This window comes from Pseudomonas sp. NPDC096950 (assembly GCF_044762525.1).
Taxonomy (GTDB): domain Bacteria; phylum Pseudomonadota; class Gammaproteobacteria; order Pseudomonadales; family Pseudomonadaceae; genus Aquipseudomonas.
The window spans coordinates 1-14,042 of the sequence record NZ_JBIWEL010000034.1 but is presented as its reverse complement, the minus strand read 5'-3'; the positions used below and the strand labels follow the sequence as shown (position 1 = coordinate 14,042).

The window sequence follows — 14,042 nt, the reverse complement described above, 5'->3', positions numbered from 1 at the left end:
GCGACCCCAACGTGAAGGGGCTCCGCTGCCGCCGCCTGAGGAGAAAATTAGAAATGACCTTCGTCGTCACCGACAACTGCATCAAGTGCAAGTACACCGACTGCGTAGAAGTCTGTCCGGTGGACTGCTTTTACGAAGGCCCGAACTTCCTGGTGATTCACCCGGATGAGTGCATCGACTGCGCACTGTGCGAACCAGAATGCCCGGCCGTGGCCATCTTCTCCGAAGATGAAGTCCCGGAAGAGATGCAGGAATTCATTCAGCTGAACGTTGAGCTGGCAGAAATCTGGCCAAACATCACCGAGAAGAAAGAATCGATGCCCGATGCCGAAGAGTGGGATGGCGTCAAAGGCAAGATCAAAGACCTCGAACGCTGATTTACCGCGCGTTCTCGAAAAGGCCCCTTGCGGGCCTTTTTGCTTTTATGAAGATCAAAAGATCGCAGCCTTCGGCAGCTCCTACGTGACTGTGGCCGTTGTCGAAGGCTGCGATCTTTAAACTTTTCTGCAGGCAAAAAAAGGGGCGGTTTGACCCGCCCACATTTTTTCCCTATTCCCTGTATTCCTTTTCATCGTCCTGATGAACCGCGTCCTGCGATGTCCTTTCCCCTCTTCCTTGAAGGGCGTGTCTATCCGTCGACACAACCCAGATACTAGAGAATCCCCCGGTATGAGCAACCGCACTTCGCTGGCGAAACGCGCTGTCATATGCACTTCACAAAACAAAATATCCATATAAGTCAGTTAGTTATAACCACGTCGCTTTGAAAATGGCCAACCACCAACCTGTAAAAATAACGAACACTTACGAAAGAGTAAGCGAAGTCTTACACCGCAAGACTACGAACCCGAGCTTTCTCCCAGGCAACAAAAAACCCCGAACCAGTCAGGGCTTTTTGGTGCCATTGAGCGAATGCCTTATTGGAACAGCGACTCACTCGACAGGCCGTTCTTCTCGAGAATTTCTCGAAGGCGCTTAAGCCCTTCCACCTGGATTTGCCTGACCCGCTCCCGGGTAAGACCAATTTCCAGGCCTACATCTTCAAGCGTGCTGCTCTCGTGACCGCGCAGGCCGAAGCGGCGTATGACCACCTCGCGTTGCTTGTCGGTCAGCTCCGAGAGCCACTGATCGATGCTCTGGGACAGGTCATCGTCCTGCAGCAGTTCGCATGGATCGGTTGGACGATCGTCGGTAAGGGTGTCCAGCAGGGTTTTATCCGAATCCGGACCCAGCGAGACGTCGACCGAAGAAACCCGCTCGTTCAGGCCCAGCATGCGCTTGACCTCGCCTACCGGTTTTTCCAGCAGGTTGGCGATTTCTTCGGGTGAAGGTTCGTGATCGAGCTTTTGAGTCAGCTCCCGTGCGGCCCTCAGGTACACGTTGAGCTCTTTGACCACATGGATCGGCAACCGGATGGTCCGGGTCTGATTCATGATCGCGCGCTCGATGGTCTGACGAATCCACCAGGTTGCGTAGGTCGAAAAGCGGAAGCCGCGCTCGGGGTCGAACTTTTCCACTGCCCGGATCAACCCGAGGTTGCCCTCTTCGATCAGGTCCAGCAGCGACAAACCACGATTGACGTAGCGCCGGGCGATTTTCACCACCAGCCGCAGGTTGCTTTCAATCATGCGTTTGCGCCCGGCCGGATCGCCACTTTGCGACAAGCGCGCAAAATGAACTTCTTCTTCCGGGGAGAGCAGCGGGGAAAAGCCGATTTCATTGAGATACAGCTGCGTGGCATCGAGTGCCCGCGTGTAGTCGATGTACTTGTGTTGCTTTAACGAAGCGGAGTGTTTGGATTTGGCACGAACGGAAGGTGGTGCAGCCCCTTCATCATTCGACATCGAATCCGTAGCGATGCCGGTCTCCATAAGGAAAACCTCATCGTCGATGTCAAACTCCGGCACTTCTTTACTGAGAGCCATTGTTATAGTCCTTTGGTGAGTTCGACCTCAAGCTCAAGCGGCGCCTTTATCCTTGGCAACGCTGGAGCCTGTTCCCTCTACGTGACGGAACAGGCTGACAACAAATCAACGACGTGGCAGGAATTGCAGCGGATCTACAGGCTTACCTTGTCGGCGAATCTCAAAATGCAGTTTCACCCGGTCTGTACCCGTTGACCCCATTTCGGCAATTGTCTGTCCGACTTTGACCTGCTGCCCCTCCCGAACCAACAGCCTGCGGTTATGTCCGTAGGCACTGACGTAGGTATCGCTGTGTTTGATGATGACTAATTCGCCGTAGCCCCTTAAGCCACTCCCGGCGTATACCACCGTCCCATCAGACGCAGCTAAAACAGGCTGTCCCAAATCCCCGGCGATATCAATTCCTTTATTCAAACTACCGTTTGAAGAGAATTTTCCAATTAATATGCCATTAGAAGGCCATCCCCAGCCGGTCGGGGCCGGACCTGCCGGAGGCAGTGGTGCGGGTGCTGGCTTGTTGGCGACGGACGGTGCAACCACCGCTGTCGTGGTAGTTGCGCCATTCGGTTGGCGTCGAATTACCGTGGTTTTGAGCGACGACGAAGGCGTTGAATCCGGTGCGCTGGCCGCTGCCGTCGACGTTGAACCGGTACGACCATCGAAGCGAATTGTCTGACCCGGATGGATCGTATACGGCGTAGGAATATTGTTCCGTGCTGCGAGGGCTTTGTAGTCCCAACCGTAGCGAAAAGCGATCGAGAACAGGGTGTCTTTCGGTCGAACGACGTATTGACCCGTCGTCACCGCCGGACGCTGGGCGACCGCATTGTTGCGATCCACCACGCCCACGGTGCTCGACTTGGTGCTGGAGCAACCGACCAGCAACGTGCTCAAGACAAGGCCAGTCACCAGGCGCTGAAAGCTTGTTGTAACCCTACGCTGCGCAATGACTGTGAGACTCACCCGCCGCTCCCTTTGTGGTGGCTGAAAATGTGGATTGCCGTGATTCGGCACGAAATGTCGCAAGTATAACGGGCCGTACAGGCTTTACCTTTAATGAAGCGAAATCGCTTCGCGCACACGTTTGCTGCCCGCTGATGAATCCCGTTTAACTGATCGACGCCGCTGTAAGACATGGGCAATCGAAGAGAATTCAGCGCGGCAAAACAAATGCTCAGGCCAGTGGCCCGTTGAGCAATGGCACGAAACGCACCGCCCCCAGAACGCGTCGGGAAAAGCCCTGTTCTTCACGGATGATCAGCATCAATTGCTGGACCTCACCGGAGCCGACCGGAATCACCAGACGTCCGCCCGGTGCCAACTGGTCGAGCAGTGCCTGGGGCACGTCGGTGGCGACGGCGGTGACGATAATGCCGTTATACGGTGCCAGTGCCGGCCAGCCTTCCCAGCCATCGCCCCAGCGGAAGACCACGTTGCGCAGGTTCAGCTCGACCAGGCGTTCCTTGGCCCGGTCCTGCAACACCTTGATGCGCTCTACGGAAAACACCCGCTCCACCAACTGCGACAGCACGGCCGTCTGGTAGCCAGAGCCAGTGCCGATCTCCATCACCTTGTCCAGCGGACCGGCCTCCAGCAGCAACTCGCTCATGCGGGCCACCATATAAGGCTGGGAGATGGTCTGGTTGTTGCCGATCGGCAGCGCGGTATCTTCGTAGGCCCGGTGCGCCAGCGCCTCGTCGACAAACAGGTGACGCGGTGTACGGCGGATCACTTCCAGCACCTTGGCGTTGGAAATCCCCTCTTCATACAGCCGCTGAATAAGCCGCTCGCGGGTTCGCTGAGAGGTCATGCCGATGCCGCGACGCAGCATATCGTCTTGTTCACGAGACATTAACGCAGCCCCTCCAGCCAGCCATCGAGACTTCTGAAGGCATCATTGAAGGTGCGATCCAGTTGTAGTGGAGTGATTGAGACATAGCCCTGCATCACCGCATGAAAGTCAGTCCCCGGGCCGCCGTCCTCGGCGTCCCCGGCAGCGGCAATCCAGTAGCCGGACTTGCCACGCGGATCGACGACTTTCATCGGTGCCGCGGCGCGGGCGCGATGCCCGAGGCGGGTCAGCTGAATTCCACGGATGTGATCCAGCGGCAGGTTGGGAATGTTCACGTTCAGCACCGTGCGCGGTGGCAGCTGGAGGTCAGCATGGGCTTCGACCAGTTTGCGCGCAAAGTAGGCGGCTGTGGGAAGGTTCTCTACTTGCCGTGAGACCAACGAAAAGGCAAACGAAGGACGCTCCAGGAAGCGACCTTCAAGGGCCGCCGCCACGGTACCGGAATACAACACGTCGTCCCCGAGGTTAGCGCCCAGGTTGATACCGGAAACCACCATGTCCGGCTGGCGCTCCAGTAAGCCGTTAAGGCCCAGGTGCACGCAATCGGTAGGTGTGCCATTGAGGCTGATGAAGCCGTTGGCCAGGGTTTGCGGGTGCAACGGACGGTCGAGCGTCAGCGAACTGCTGGCGCCGCTTTTGTCCTGGTCCGGGGCGATAACCACGCACTCGGTGTAATCCGCCAGCGCAGCATAAAGCGCGGCGAGACCGGGTGCGGTTACCCCATCGTCGTTAGAAATCAGAATACGCATGGGCTGTCCGTCTGCCCCACCGGCACCAGATCGACGAGTTCACGCACCAATACGGTGGCGAAGCATCCGGCCGGCAGGACGAATTCCAGTTGCAGAATGTCAGGCTCGGGATAATGCCACGTCAACCCACCAATGGGCAGCCGCAGGATGCGACGTTCGTGGCTCATACCGGCGTTAATCAACCAATCGCGCAAGTCTGCTTCGCGGCTGGCGATTTCCTGCTCCAGTTCATGGACAGCGCCCGTGGCCGGCGAGTCACCTTCGCCCCACTGCGGACCGGTCGGATGCAGGTCGAGAATCGCCAGGCGCGGGTCGCTGCACTCCGCTTCACCGGCCGGAAAAAAGCTGCGGCTGTCGGTGAAGGCCAGCAGATCGCCGACCTGAGCTTTCTGCCAGGTGCCATCGGCCACACGCGCCGCCAGCACCTGGTTGAACAGAAAACTGCGAGCCGTAGAGAGCAGCCGCGAACGCACATTGCGCTGCTCCGGCAACGCCTTGCGTGCCGCCCAGGCCCGGGCATCGACCACGTTGCCGCCGTCAAAGCCGAAACGCTGGGCGCCGAAATAATTCGGAATACCTTTTTGGGCGATCAGTTGCAGACGCTCTTCGATTGCCGCCTTGTCGCCAGCAAATTGAGTCAGACGCAAGGTGAAACCATTGGCCGAGTGGGCACCGCGTTGCAGCTTGCGTTTGTGCCGACCGGTCTTGAGGATTTTCAGTGTGTCGTTTTCCGCTGCCGACAGATCAGGATCGGCCTTGCCCGGCAGTTGCACGCTGAACCACTGGCGGGTCAGCGCCTGACGATCCTTCAATCCCGCATAACTGACGGTGCGCAACGGTACGCCCGCCGCCTTGGCGATCCGGCGTGCAGCTTCCTCGGTGTTCAGACCGCGCTTCTCGACCCAAATCCACAGGTGCTCGCCATCACCGCTGAGGGGGATATTGAGCACTTCATCGACCTGGAAATCTTCCGCCGTGGCTTTCAGTACCGCCGTGCCGAGGGCTTCGCCATAGGCCTGAGGGCCGAGCAATTGCAGTTCGTTCATGCGCGCAGCAACAAGGCAACGGAATGCACGGCAATGCCTTCTTCGCGACCGACAAAGCCAAGCTTTTCGGTGGTGGTAGCTTTCACGTTCACTTGATCCAACTCAACTTGAAGATCCGCGGCAATCAGCGCGCGCATCGATTCGATATGCGGGGCCATTTTCGGCGCCTGGGCAACGATGGTGTTATCGACGTTGCCGACTTTCCAGCCTTTGGCGTGGATCAGTGCGACGACGTGACGCAACAGCACACGGCTGTCGGCGCCCTTGAACGTTGGGTCGGTGTCCGGGAAGTGCTTGCCGATATCACCCAGCGCAGCCGCGCCGAGCAAGGCATCGCTCAAGGCGTGCAGCAGGACGTCACCGTCGGAGTGAGCGAGCAGCCCGAAGCCGTGTGCAATACGCACGCCGCCCAGAGTAATGAAATCGCCTTCAGCGAAACGGTGCACATCATAGCCGTGGCCAATACGCATAAAAAAACGCCCCGATTTTTGTCAGGGCGTGATTCTACCTGCATTAGAGGCCTAGAGCGCGCCCGTGATGCTGCAAGTGGTCGTCGATGAAACTGGCGATGAAGAAATAGCTGTGGTCATAGCCCGGTTGCAGGCGCAACGTCAGCGGATGACCGGCCAGTTTGGCCGCCTGTTGCAGGGCTTCAGGCTTGAGCTGGGTGGCGAGGAAATCGTCGCGATCACCTTGATCGACCAACAACGGCAGGTGCTCATCGGCTTCAGCGATCAGCGCGCAAGCATCCCATTCGCGCCACTTGGATCGGTCTTCACCCAGGTAGCGGGAGAATGCCTTCTGCCCCCACGGGCAATCCATCGGATTGTTGATCGGCGAAAACGCCGACACCGACTGATAACGGCCCGGATTGCGCAACGCACAAACCAGCGCCCCGTGGCCACCCATGGAATGGCCGCTGATACCGCGTTTATCCGATGCCGGGAAATGCGCTTCGACCAATGCCGGCAATTCCTGCACGACATAGTCATGCATCCGATAGTGCCGCGACCACGGTTCCTGGGTGGCATTCAGGTAGAAACCGGCGCCGAGGCCGAAGTCCCAGGCGCCCTCCGGATCGGCCGGTACATCAGCCCCACGCGGACTGGTGTCCGGCGCGACGATGATCAGCCCCAACTCGGCGGCCATGCGCATGGCGCCGGCCTTCTGCATGAAGTTCTCGTCGGTGCAGGTCAGGCCGGACAACCAGTACAGCACCGGCAACTTGCCGCCCTGCTCCGCTTGCGGCGGCAGGTACACGGCAAACACCATGTCGCAGCCGAGCACGTCGGAGCGGTGCCGGTAGCGTTTGTGCCAGCCGCCGAAGCTTTTCTGGCAGGAGATATTTTCCAGGCTCATGAGCGACCTCAGAAATGGATAACAGAACGGATGCTCTTGCCTTCATGCATCAGGTCGAACGCCTTGTTGATATCTTCCAGGCCCATGGTGTGGGTGATGAAGGTATCCAGCGGGATCTCGCCGGTTTCGGCCATTTCCACATAGCTTGGCAACTCGGTACGCCCGCGCACACCACCGAACGCCGAACCGCGCCAGACGCGACCGGTCACCAGTTGGAACGGACGGGTCGAGATTTCCTGGCCAGCGCCGGCCACGCCGATGATCACCGACTCACCCCAACCTTTGTGGCAGCACTCCAGGGCCGCGCGCATCAATTGCACGTTGCCGATGCACTCAAAGGAAAAGTCGACGCCGCCATCGGTCATGTCGACGATGACTTCCTGGATCGGACGATCGAAATCTTTCGGGTTCACGCAATCGGTTGCACCCAGTTGCTTGGCGATCTCGAATTTGGCCGGGTTGATGTCGATCGCAATGATTCGTGCAGCCTTGGCTTTGACCGCGCCAATCACCGCCGACAAACCGATGCCGCCCAGGCCAAAAATGGCCACGGTGTCACCCGGTTTTACCTTGGCAGTATTCAGCACCGCGCCGATGCCGGTGGTGACACCGCAACCCAGCAGGCAGACTTTTTCCAGAGGTGCTTCTTTCGCAATCTTGGCGACGGAAATTTCCGGCAGCACGGTGTACTCGGAGAAGGTCGAGGTGCCCATGTAGTGGAAAATCGGCTGGCCCTTGTAGGAAAAGCGCGAAGTGCCATCCGGCATCAGACCTTTGCCTTGGGTGGCGCGAATGGCCTGGCAGAGGTTGGTTTTGCCCGACAGGCAGAATTTGCACTGACGGCATTCCGGGGTGTACAGCGGGATCACGTGATCGCCTACCGCGACCGAGGTCACGCCTTCGCCGATGGCTTCAACGATGGCGCCACCTTCGTGACCGAGGATCGACGGGAAGATGCCTTCCGGGTCAGCGCCGGACAAGGTGTAGGCGTCGGTGTGGCAAACCCCGGAAGCCACGACACGCAGCAGGACTTCACCGGCCTTCGGCATGGCGACATCGACTTCAACGATTTCGAGGGGTTTCTTGGCCTCGAAGGCAACGGCGGCGCGCGACTTGATCATGCTGACTCTCCAGTGAATAAAAACGAGACAAGGAGTGTAATACACAGCCGTACGATGAATAATCGGGACAAATGCAAAATATTATTGCCGTACAGGGATAATCCTAAGTGTCGGAAAACCGCTGGGAAGGGATCGACGAGTTTGTCGCCGTCGCCGAATGCAGCCAATTCACCGCCGCGGCGGAACGCCTTGGGGTTTCGTCCTCCCATGTCAGTCGACAAATCGTACGCCTGGAAGAGCGCCTTCAGACGCGCCTGCTGTATCGCAGCACCCGGCGGGTGACCCTGACCGAGGCCGGGCAAACGTTTCTGCAGCACTGCCAGCGTTTACAGGATGGTCGCGAAGAAGCGTTGCGCGCGGTCGGCGACCTGACAAGCGAACCCAAAGGCATGCTGCGCATGACCTGCGCCGTGGCTTACGGCGAACGCTTTATCGTGCCGCTGGTGACCCGGTTCATGGGGCTTTACCCGCAATTGCGGATCGACATTGAACTGAGCAATCGCCAACTCGATCTGGTACATGAAGGCCTGGACCTGGCGATCCGTCTCGGTCGCTTGCAAGACTCACGACTGGTGGCAACACGCCTGGCACCGCGACGCATGTTCCTGTGCGCCTCCCCGTCCTACCTGGAACGGTACGGTCGGCCACACAGTTTGTCGGAATTGAGCCGGCATAACTGCCTCATCGGCAGCTCGGACCTGTGGCAACTGGAACAGAACGGGCGGGAATTTTCCCAGCGAGTGCAGGGAAACTGGCGTTGCAACAGTGGGCAAGCGGTATTGGATGCGGCGCTGCAAGGGGTGGGGTTGTGTCAGTTGCCGGACTATTACGTACTGGAGCATTTGCACAGCGGCGCGCTGATTTCGCTGCTGGAAGCGCATCAACCGCCGAATACGGCGGTGTGGGCGCTTTATCCGCAGCAAAGGCATCTGTCGCCGAAGGTGCGCAAGTTGGTGGATTATTTGAAGGAAGGGTTGGCTGAGCGACCGGAGTATCGGGTTTGAGGGTTTGAAGATCAAAAGATCGCAGCCTCGTTGCACTCGACAGCGCCCACAGGTGCCGTACGGTGAGCGCGGACAATGTAGGCGCTGTCGAGTGCAACGAGGCTGCGATCTTAGCGGCGGTTCACCCAACGCTGACGCAACCACTCCAGGTCTTCGGGGCGGGTGACCTTCAGATTATCGGATCGCCCTTCAATCAAGCGCGGCGCCAAACCCGACCACTCCATCGCCGACGCTTCATCGGTAATAACCACGTCCGCTACCAAGCTATCGGCCAACGCCCGATGCAACGCACCCAGGCGAAACATCTGCGGCGTATAAGCCTGCCAAATCACGCTGCGATCCACGGTTTCCAGCACGCGCCCGTTTTTGTCGACGCGCTTGAGAGTGTCCCGTGCCGGCACTGCCAGCAGTCCGCCAACCGAATCATCCGCCAATTCGCTCAGCAACTTATCAAGATCATCCCGGGCCAGATTCGGCCGTGCAGCATCATGCACCAACACCCAATCCTCATCATCGGCGCCCAGCGCATGCAAATGCAGCAACGCATTGAGCACAGACCCCGAACGCTCGGCGCCACCCTCGACCCGCTGAATGCGCGGATCGGAGGCACATGCCAGGTTCGGCCAATAAGGATCATCAATCGCAAGACTGACCACCAAGCCCTTCAGGGCAGGATGATCAAGGAAACAGCCGAGGCTGTGTTCGAGAATAGTGCGCCCGCCCAGTTGCAAGTATTGCTTGGGACGGTCCGCGGCCATACGGGCGCCGACGCCCGCGGCAGGAATTACGGCCCAGAAGGCCGGTAACGACTGGATCATTGAGCCAACTGGTAAAGGGTTTCACCGTCCTTGACCATGCCCAACTCATGACGAGCCCGTTCTTCAACGGTCTCCATGCCCTTTTTCAACTCACTGACTTCGGCGTCCATCACCCGATTGCGTTCCAGCAACCCTTCGTTCTCGGCGTGTTGATCCGCAATCTGCTGAGTCAGCTCGGCCACTTGCGCCAGACTGCCATTTCCCACCCACAGGCGGTACTGCAGGCCAGCCAGCAGCAGGAGCAAGACGAGGAACAACCAATTGGGACTGCGCATCGAATATCAGGTATCCAGTGAAAAAAGACAGCCATGCCAAAACTATGAAGCTTCTGATAGCACGAAGCCTGGAAGACCCAGGCTTGTGCTCTTAAGGCATCAGATTAGTGGCAAATCCATCGCTGTAGCGATTTTTCCGACACAATCCGGTGTCTTTTTTACCACGTACTAATCAGCCGCGAAACTCGCTGCGACCGTTGTACTTGGCTTTGCCGTTCAACTGCTCTTCGATACGCAGCAGTTGGTTGTACTTGGAAACGCGATCGGAACGGCACAGGGAGCCGGTCTTGATCTGGCCAGCCGAGGTGCCCACAGCCAGGTCGGCAATGGTCGAATCTTCGGTTTCGCCGGAGCGGTGCGAGATGACGGCAGTGTAACCAGCGGCCTTGGCCATCTGGATGGCTTCCAGGGTTTCGGTCAGGGTGCCGATCTGGTTGAACTTGATCAGGATCGAGTTGGCGATCTTTTTATCGATCCCTTCTTTCAGGATCTTGGTGTTGGTCACGAACAGATCGTCGCCCACCAGTTGGATTTTCTCGCCGATCTTGTCGGTGAGGACTTTCCAGCCAGCCCAGTCGGACTCGTCCAGGCCATCTTCGATGGAGATGATCGGGTAGCGCTCGGTCAGGCCTTTGAGGTAGTCAGCAAAACCTTCAGAGGTGAATACATGGCCTTCGCCGGACAGGTTGTATTTACCGTCTTCGTAGAATTCGCTGGCTGCGCAGTCCAGTGCCAGGGTCACGTCGGTGCCCAGCTTGTAACCGGCGTTGGCCACGGCTTCGGAGATCACTTTCAAAGCGTCTTCGTTGGAAGCCAGGTTCGGTGCGAAACCACCTTCGTCACCGACGGCAGTACTCAGGCCACGGGCCTTCAGCACAGCTTTGAGGTGATGGAAAATCTCGGTGCCCATGCGCAGGCCTTCCGAGAAAGACTTGGCGCCAACCGGCTGAACCATGAATTCCTGGATGTCTACGTTGTTATCGGCGTGCTCGCCACCGTTGATGATGTTCATCATCGGAACCGGCATCGAGTAAACACCCGGGGTGCCGTTCAGGTTGGCGATGTGAGCGTACAGCGGCAGGTCCTGGTCCTGTGCTGCTGCCTTGGCCGCAGCCAGGGAAACGGCGAGGATCGCGTTGGCGCCCAGGGAACCTTTGTTTTCAGTACCGTCGAGCTTGATCATCGCGTGATCGAGGGCTTTCTGGTCGCTTGGGTCTTTACCCAACAGCAGGTCGCGAATCGGACCGTTGATGTTGGCTACGGCTTTGAGTACGCCCTTGCCCAGGTAACGGCTCTTGTCGCCATCACGCAGCTCGAGTGCTTCACGCGAGCCAGTGGAAGCACCGGACGGCGCGCAAGCGCTACCGATGATGCCGTTATCGAGAAGCACGTCCGCTTCGACGGTGGGATTGCCACGGGAGTCGAGAACTTCACGACCTTTGATGTCGACGATTTTTGCCATTGTTGTAAACACTCCAAAGTTGACGAAAACGACGCAGCTAGAGGAAATCTTTTACCGTCGGCAAGTGATGTGCAGCGGGCAGGCTTGCGGACGATAAGGCTCAGGCCCGCGGGCCTGAACATTAAATCGTGCGGTACTTTACCGGAGAAATGAGGTTTACGCGGTTTCTACCGTCGGAAAACTCTTAACCAGTTCGTCCAAAGCTTTGAGCTGGGCCAGGAATGGCTCCAGTTTGTCCAGACGCAAGGCACAAGGGCCGTCGCATTTGGCATTGTCCGGATCCGGGTGGGCTTCGAGGAACAAACCCGCCAGGGACTGGCTGATGCCGGCCTTGGCCAGGTCGGTGACCTGGGCGCGACGACCGCCAGCGGAATCGGAGCGACCGCCAGGCATTTGCAGCGAATGGGTCACGTCGAAGAACACCGGGTATTCGAACTGCTTCATGATGCCGAAGCCGAGCATGTCGACGACCAGGTTGTTGTAGCCGAAGCTCGAACCGCGCTCGCAGAGGATCAACTGATCGTTACCTGCTTCCACGCACTTGCTCAGGATGTGTTTCATCTCGTGCGGTGCGAGGAACTGGGCTTTCTTGATGTTGATCACCGCGCCGGTCTTGGCCATCGCGACCACGAGGTCGGTCTGGCGCGATAGGAAGGCTGGCAGCTGGATGATGTCGCAGACTTCAGCGACGACCGCGGCCTGTTCAGGCTCGTGGACGTCGGTGATGATCGGCACGCCGAAGGCTTGCTTGATGTCCTGGAAGATCCGCATGCCCTCTTCCAGGCCGGGGCCACGGTAAGAGGTCACGGAGGACCGGTTAGCCTTGTCGAAACTGGCCTTGAACACGTAAGGGATACCGAGTTTCTCGGTGACCTTGACGTACTCTTCGCAGACCTGCATCGCCATGTCGCGGCTTTCCAGCACGTTCATGCCACCGAAAAGCACCATTGGCTTGTCGTTGGCAATCTCGATATCGCCTACACGGATAATCTTCTGCGCCATCGGATTTATGCCTTCTTCTGGTGTTGAGTCAGCGCTGCTTTGACGAAACCGGTGAACAACGGGTGACCGTCGCGCGGCGTCGAGGTGAACTCAGGGTGGAATTGGCAAGCGACGAACCAAGGATGATCCGGTGCTTCAACCACTTCGACCAGCGCGCCATCACCGGAACGACCGGAGATTTTCAGGCCGGCTTCCATGATTTGCGGCAGCAGGTTGTTGTTCACTTCGTAGCGATGGCGGTGACGCTCGACAATCACGTCTTTTGCGTAGCAATCGTGAACCAGCGAACCCGGCTCCAGCAGGCAATCCTGTGCGCCAAGGCGCATGGTGCCGCCCAGGTCGGACGCTTCGGTGCGGGTTTCTACGGCGCCGGTGGCATCTTCCCACTCGGTGATCAGGCCCACGACCGGGTGACCGCTTGCACGATCGAACTCGGTGGAGTTGGCATCTTTCCAGCCCAGCACGTTACGAGCGAACTCGATCACGGCCACTTGCATGCCCAGGCAGATGCCCAGGTACGGAACCTTGTTTTCGCGAGCGTATTGGACGGCGGTGATCTTGCCTTCCACGCCACGCAGACCAAAGCCGCCCGGTACGAGGATCGCGTCGACACCTTCCAGCAGCGCGGTGCCCTGGTTTTCGATGTCTTCGGAATCGATGTAGCGCAGGTTGACCTTGGTGCGGTTGCTGATGCCGGCGTGACTCATCGCTTCGATCAGTGACTTGTAGGCGTCCAGCAGTTCCATGTACTTGCCGACCATAGCGATGGTGACTTCGTGCTCAGGGTTGAGCTTGGCGTCGACCACGGCTTCCCACTCGGACAGGTCGGCGCCACCACATTGCAGGCCGAAACGCTCGACGACAAAATCATCCAGGCCCTGGGAGTGCAGGATGCCCGGGATCTTGTAGATGGTGTCGGCGTCTTCCAGGGCAATCACCGCACGTTCTTCAACGTTGGTGAACTGGGCGATCTTGCGACGGGACGAGATGTCGATCGGGTGGTCGGAGCGGCACACCAGCACGTCAGGCTGCAGGCCGATGGAACGCAGTTCCTTGACCGAGTGCTGGGTTGGCTTGGTTTTGGTTTCGCCGGCGGTGGCGATGTACGGCACCAGCGTCAGGTGCATCAGCATCGCGCGCTTGGCGCCGACTTCGAAACGCAATTGGCGGATCGCTTCGAGGAACGGTTGCGACTCGATGTCACCCACGGTGCCACCGATCTCGACCATGGCCACGTCGGCATCGCCGGCGCCCTTGATGATCCGGCGCTTGATTTCGTCGGTGATGTGCGGGATCACCTGGATGGTAGCGCCCAGGTAATCACCACGGCGCTCTTTGCGCAGGACGTGTTCGTAAACACGGCCGGTGGTGAAGTTGTTGTTCTGGGTCATGGTCGTGCGGATGAACCGCTCGTAGTGGCCCAGGTCCA

At 58.5% G+C, this 14,042-nt stretch carries 15 protein-coding genes; 2 read left to right on the top strand and 13 right to left on the bottom strand.

All coding sequences use genetic code 11. The features are described 5' to 3' along the window. Positions 1-53 precede the first annotated feature (53 nt). Positions 54-377: a ferredoxin FdxA gene (gene fdxA / locus ACIQY3_RS31695; protein ID WP_054047139.1), complete on the top strand. Its 324-nt coding sequence runs from the start codon at positions 54-56 to the stop codon at positions 375-377. Positions 378-917: 540 nt separating this feature from the next. Here the strand turns inward: fdxA and rpoS are convergent. From rpoS to ACIQY3_RS31655, 8 genes are all read right to left on the bottom strand, one after another. Then, positions 918-1,925 (bottom strand): RNA polymerase sigma factor RpoS, encoded by a 1,008-nt coding sequence (gene rpoS, locus ACIQY3_RS31690; protein ID WP_403027924.1) that lies wholly within the window; start codon positions 1,923-1,925, stop codon positions 918-920. Positions 1,926-2,030: 105 nt separating this feature from the next. Beyond that, a complete protein-coding gene (locus tag ACIQY3_RS31685) occupies positions 2,031-2,888 on the bottom strand; it encodes a peptidoglycan DD-metalloendopeptidase family protein (RefSeq protein WP_403027921.1) in 858 nt (285 codons plus the stop codon). A 211-nt stretch (positions 2,889-3,099) separates the two neighbouring features. Then, positions 3,100-3,735 carry a protein-L-isoaspartate(D-aspartate) O-methyltransferase gene (locus ACIQY3_RS31680; RefSeq protein WP_173860469.1) on the bottom strand — a complete coding sequence of 212 codons (636 nt, stop codon included), beginning with the start codon at positions 3,733-3,735 and terminating at the stop codon, positions 3,100-3,102. Positions 3,736-3,776: 41 nt separating this feature from the next. Beyond that, positions 3,777-4,526, bottom strand: a complete 750-nt coding sequence (gene surE, locus ACIQY3_RS31675; RefSeq protein ID WP_403027918.1) for a 5'/3'-nucleotidase SurE — start codon at positions 4,524-4,526, stop codon at positions 3,777-3,779. Further along, the gene (gene truD / locus ACIQY3_RS31670; RefSeq protein WP_403027915.1) at positions 4,514-5,572 is read right to left on the bottom strand and encodes a tRNA pseudouridine(13) synthase TruD; all 1,059 of its coding nucleotides are present in this window, start codon (positions 5,570-5,572) and stop codon (positions 4,514-4,516) included. Before truD ends, surE begins: the two co-directional genes overlap by 13 nt. Continuing rightward, on the bottom strand, positions 5,569-6,042 hold the full coding sequence (ispF, locus tag ACIQY3_RS31665; protein ID WP_010462780.1) for a 2-C-methyl-D-erythritol 2,4-cyclodiphosphate synthase: 474 nt from the start codon (positions 6,040-6,042) through the stop codon (positions 5,569-5,571). Before ispF ends, truD begins: the two co-directional genes overlap by 4 nt. Before the next feature lie 43 nt (positions 6,043-6,085). Further along, positions 6,086-6,931: an S-formylglutathione hydrolase gene (fghA, locus tag ACIQY3_RS31660; protein ID WP_403027913.1), complete on the bottom strand. Its 846-nt coding sequence runs from the start codon at positions 6,929-6,931 to the stop codon at positions 6,086-6,088. Between the two features lie 8 nt (positions 6,932-6,939). Then, positions 6,940-8,052 (bottom strand): S-(hydroxymethyl)glutathione dehydrogenase/class III alcohol dehydrogenase, encoded by a 1,113-nt coding sequence (locus tag ACIQY3_RS31655; protein WP_008054058.1) that lies wholly within the window; start codon positions 8,050-8,052, stop codon positions 6,940-6,942. A 107-nt stretch (positions 8,053-8,159) separates the two neighbouring features. Between ACIQY3_RS31655 and ACIQY3_RS31650 the strand changes: the two genes are divergently transcribed. Next, positions 8,160-9,056: a LysR substrate-binding domain-containing protein gene (locus tag ACIQY3_RS31650; protein ID WP_403027911.1), complete on the top strand. Its 897-nt coding sequence runs from the start codon at positions 8,160-8,162 to the stop codon at positions 9,054-9,056. Between the two features lie 110 nt (positions 9,057-9,166). On the opposite strand, the gene ispD is transcribed toward ACIQY3_RS31650, so the two are convergent. The 5 genes from ispD to ACIQY3_RS31625 all read right to left on the bottom strand — a co-directional run. Next, on the bottom strand, positions 9,167-9,874 hold the full coding sequence (ispD, locus tag ACIQY3_RS31645) for a 2-C-methyl-D-erythritol 4-phosphate cytidylyltransferase (RefSeq protein WP_403027908.1): 708 nt from the start codon (positions 9,872-9,874) through the stop codon (positions 9,167-9,169). Continuing rightward, entirely contained in the window at positions 9,871-10,149 is a 279-nt protein-coding gene (ftsB, locus tag ACIQY3_RS31640) for a cell division protein FtsB (protein ID WP_008028992.1), read from the bottom strand. The genes ispD and ftsB overlap by 4 nt, the downstream gene beginning before the upstream one ends. A gap of 172 nt (positions 10,150-10,321) precedes the next feature. Then, complete coding sequence (gene eno, locus ACIQY3_RS31635; protein ID WP_403027905.1) at positions 10,322-11,611, bottom strand: phosphopyruvate hydratase; 1,290 nt, start codon at positions 11,609-11,611, stop codon at positions 10,322-10,324. Between the two features lie 156 nt (positions 11,612-11,767). Next, positions 11,768-12,613 (bottom strand): 3-deoxy-8-phosphooctulonate synthase, encoded by an 846-nt coding sequence (gene kdsA / locus ACIQY3_RS31630; protein ID WP_054047163.1) that lies wholly within the window; start codon positions 12,611-12,613, stop codon positions 11,768-11,770. A gap of 5 nt (positions 12,614-12,618) precedes the next feature. Next, on the bottom strand, positions 12,619-14,042 hold a 1,424-nt coding region (locus ACIQY3_RS31625), incomplete at its 5' end, for a CTP synthase (RefSeq protein WP_403027902.1).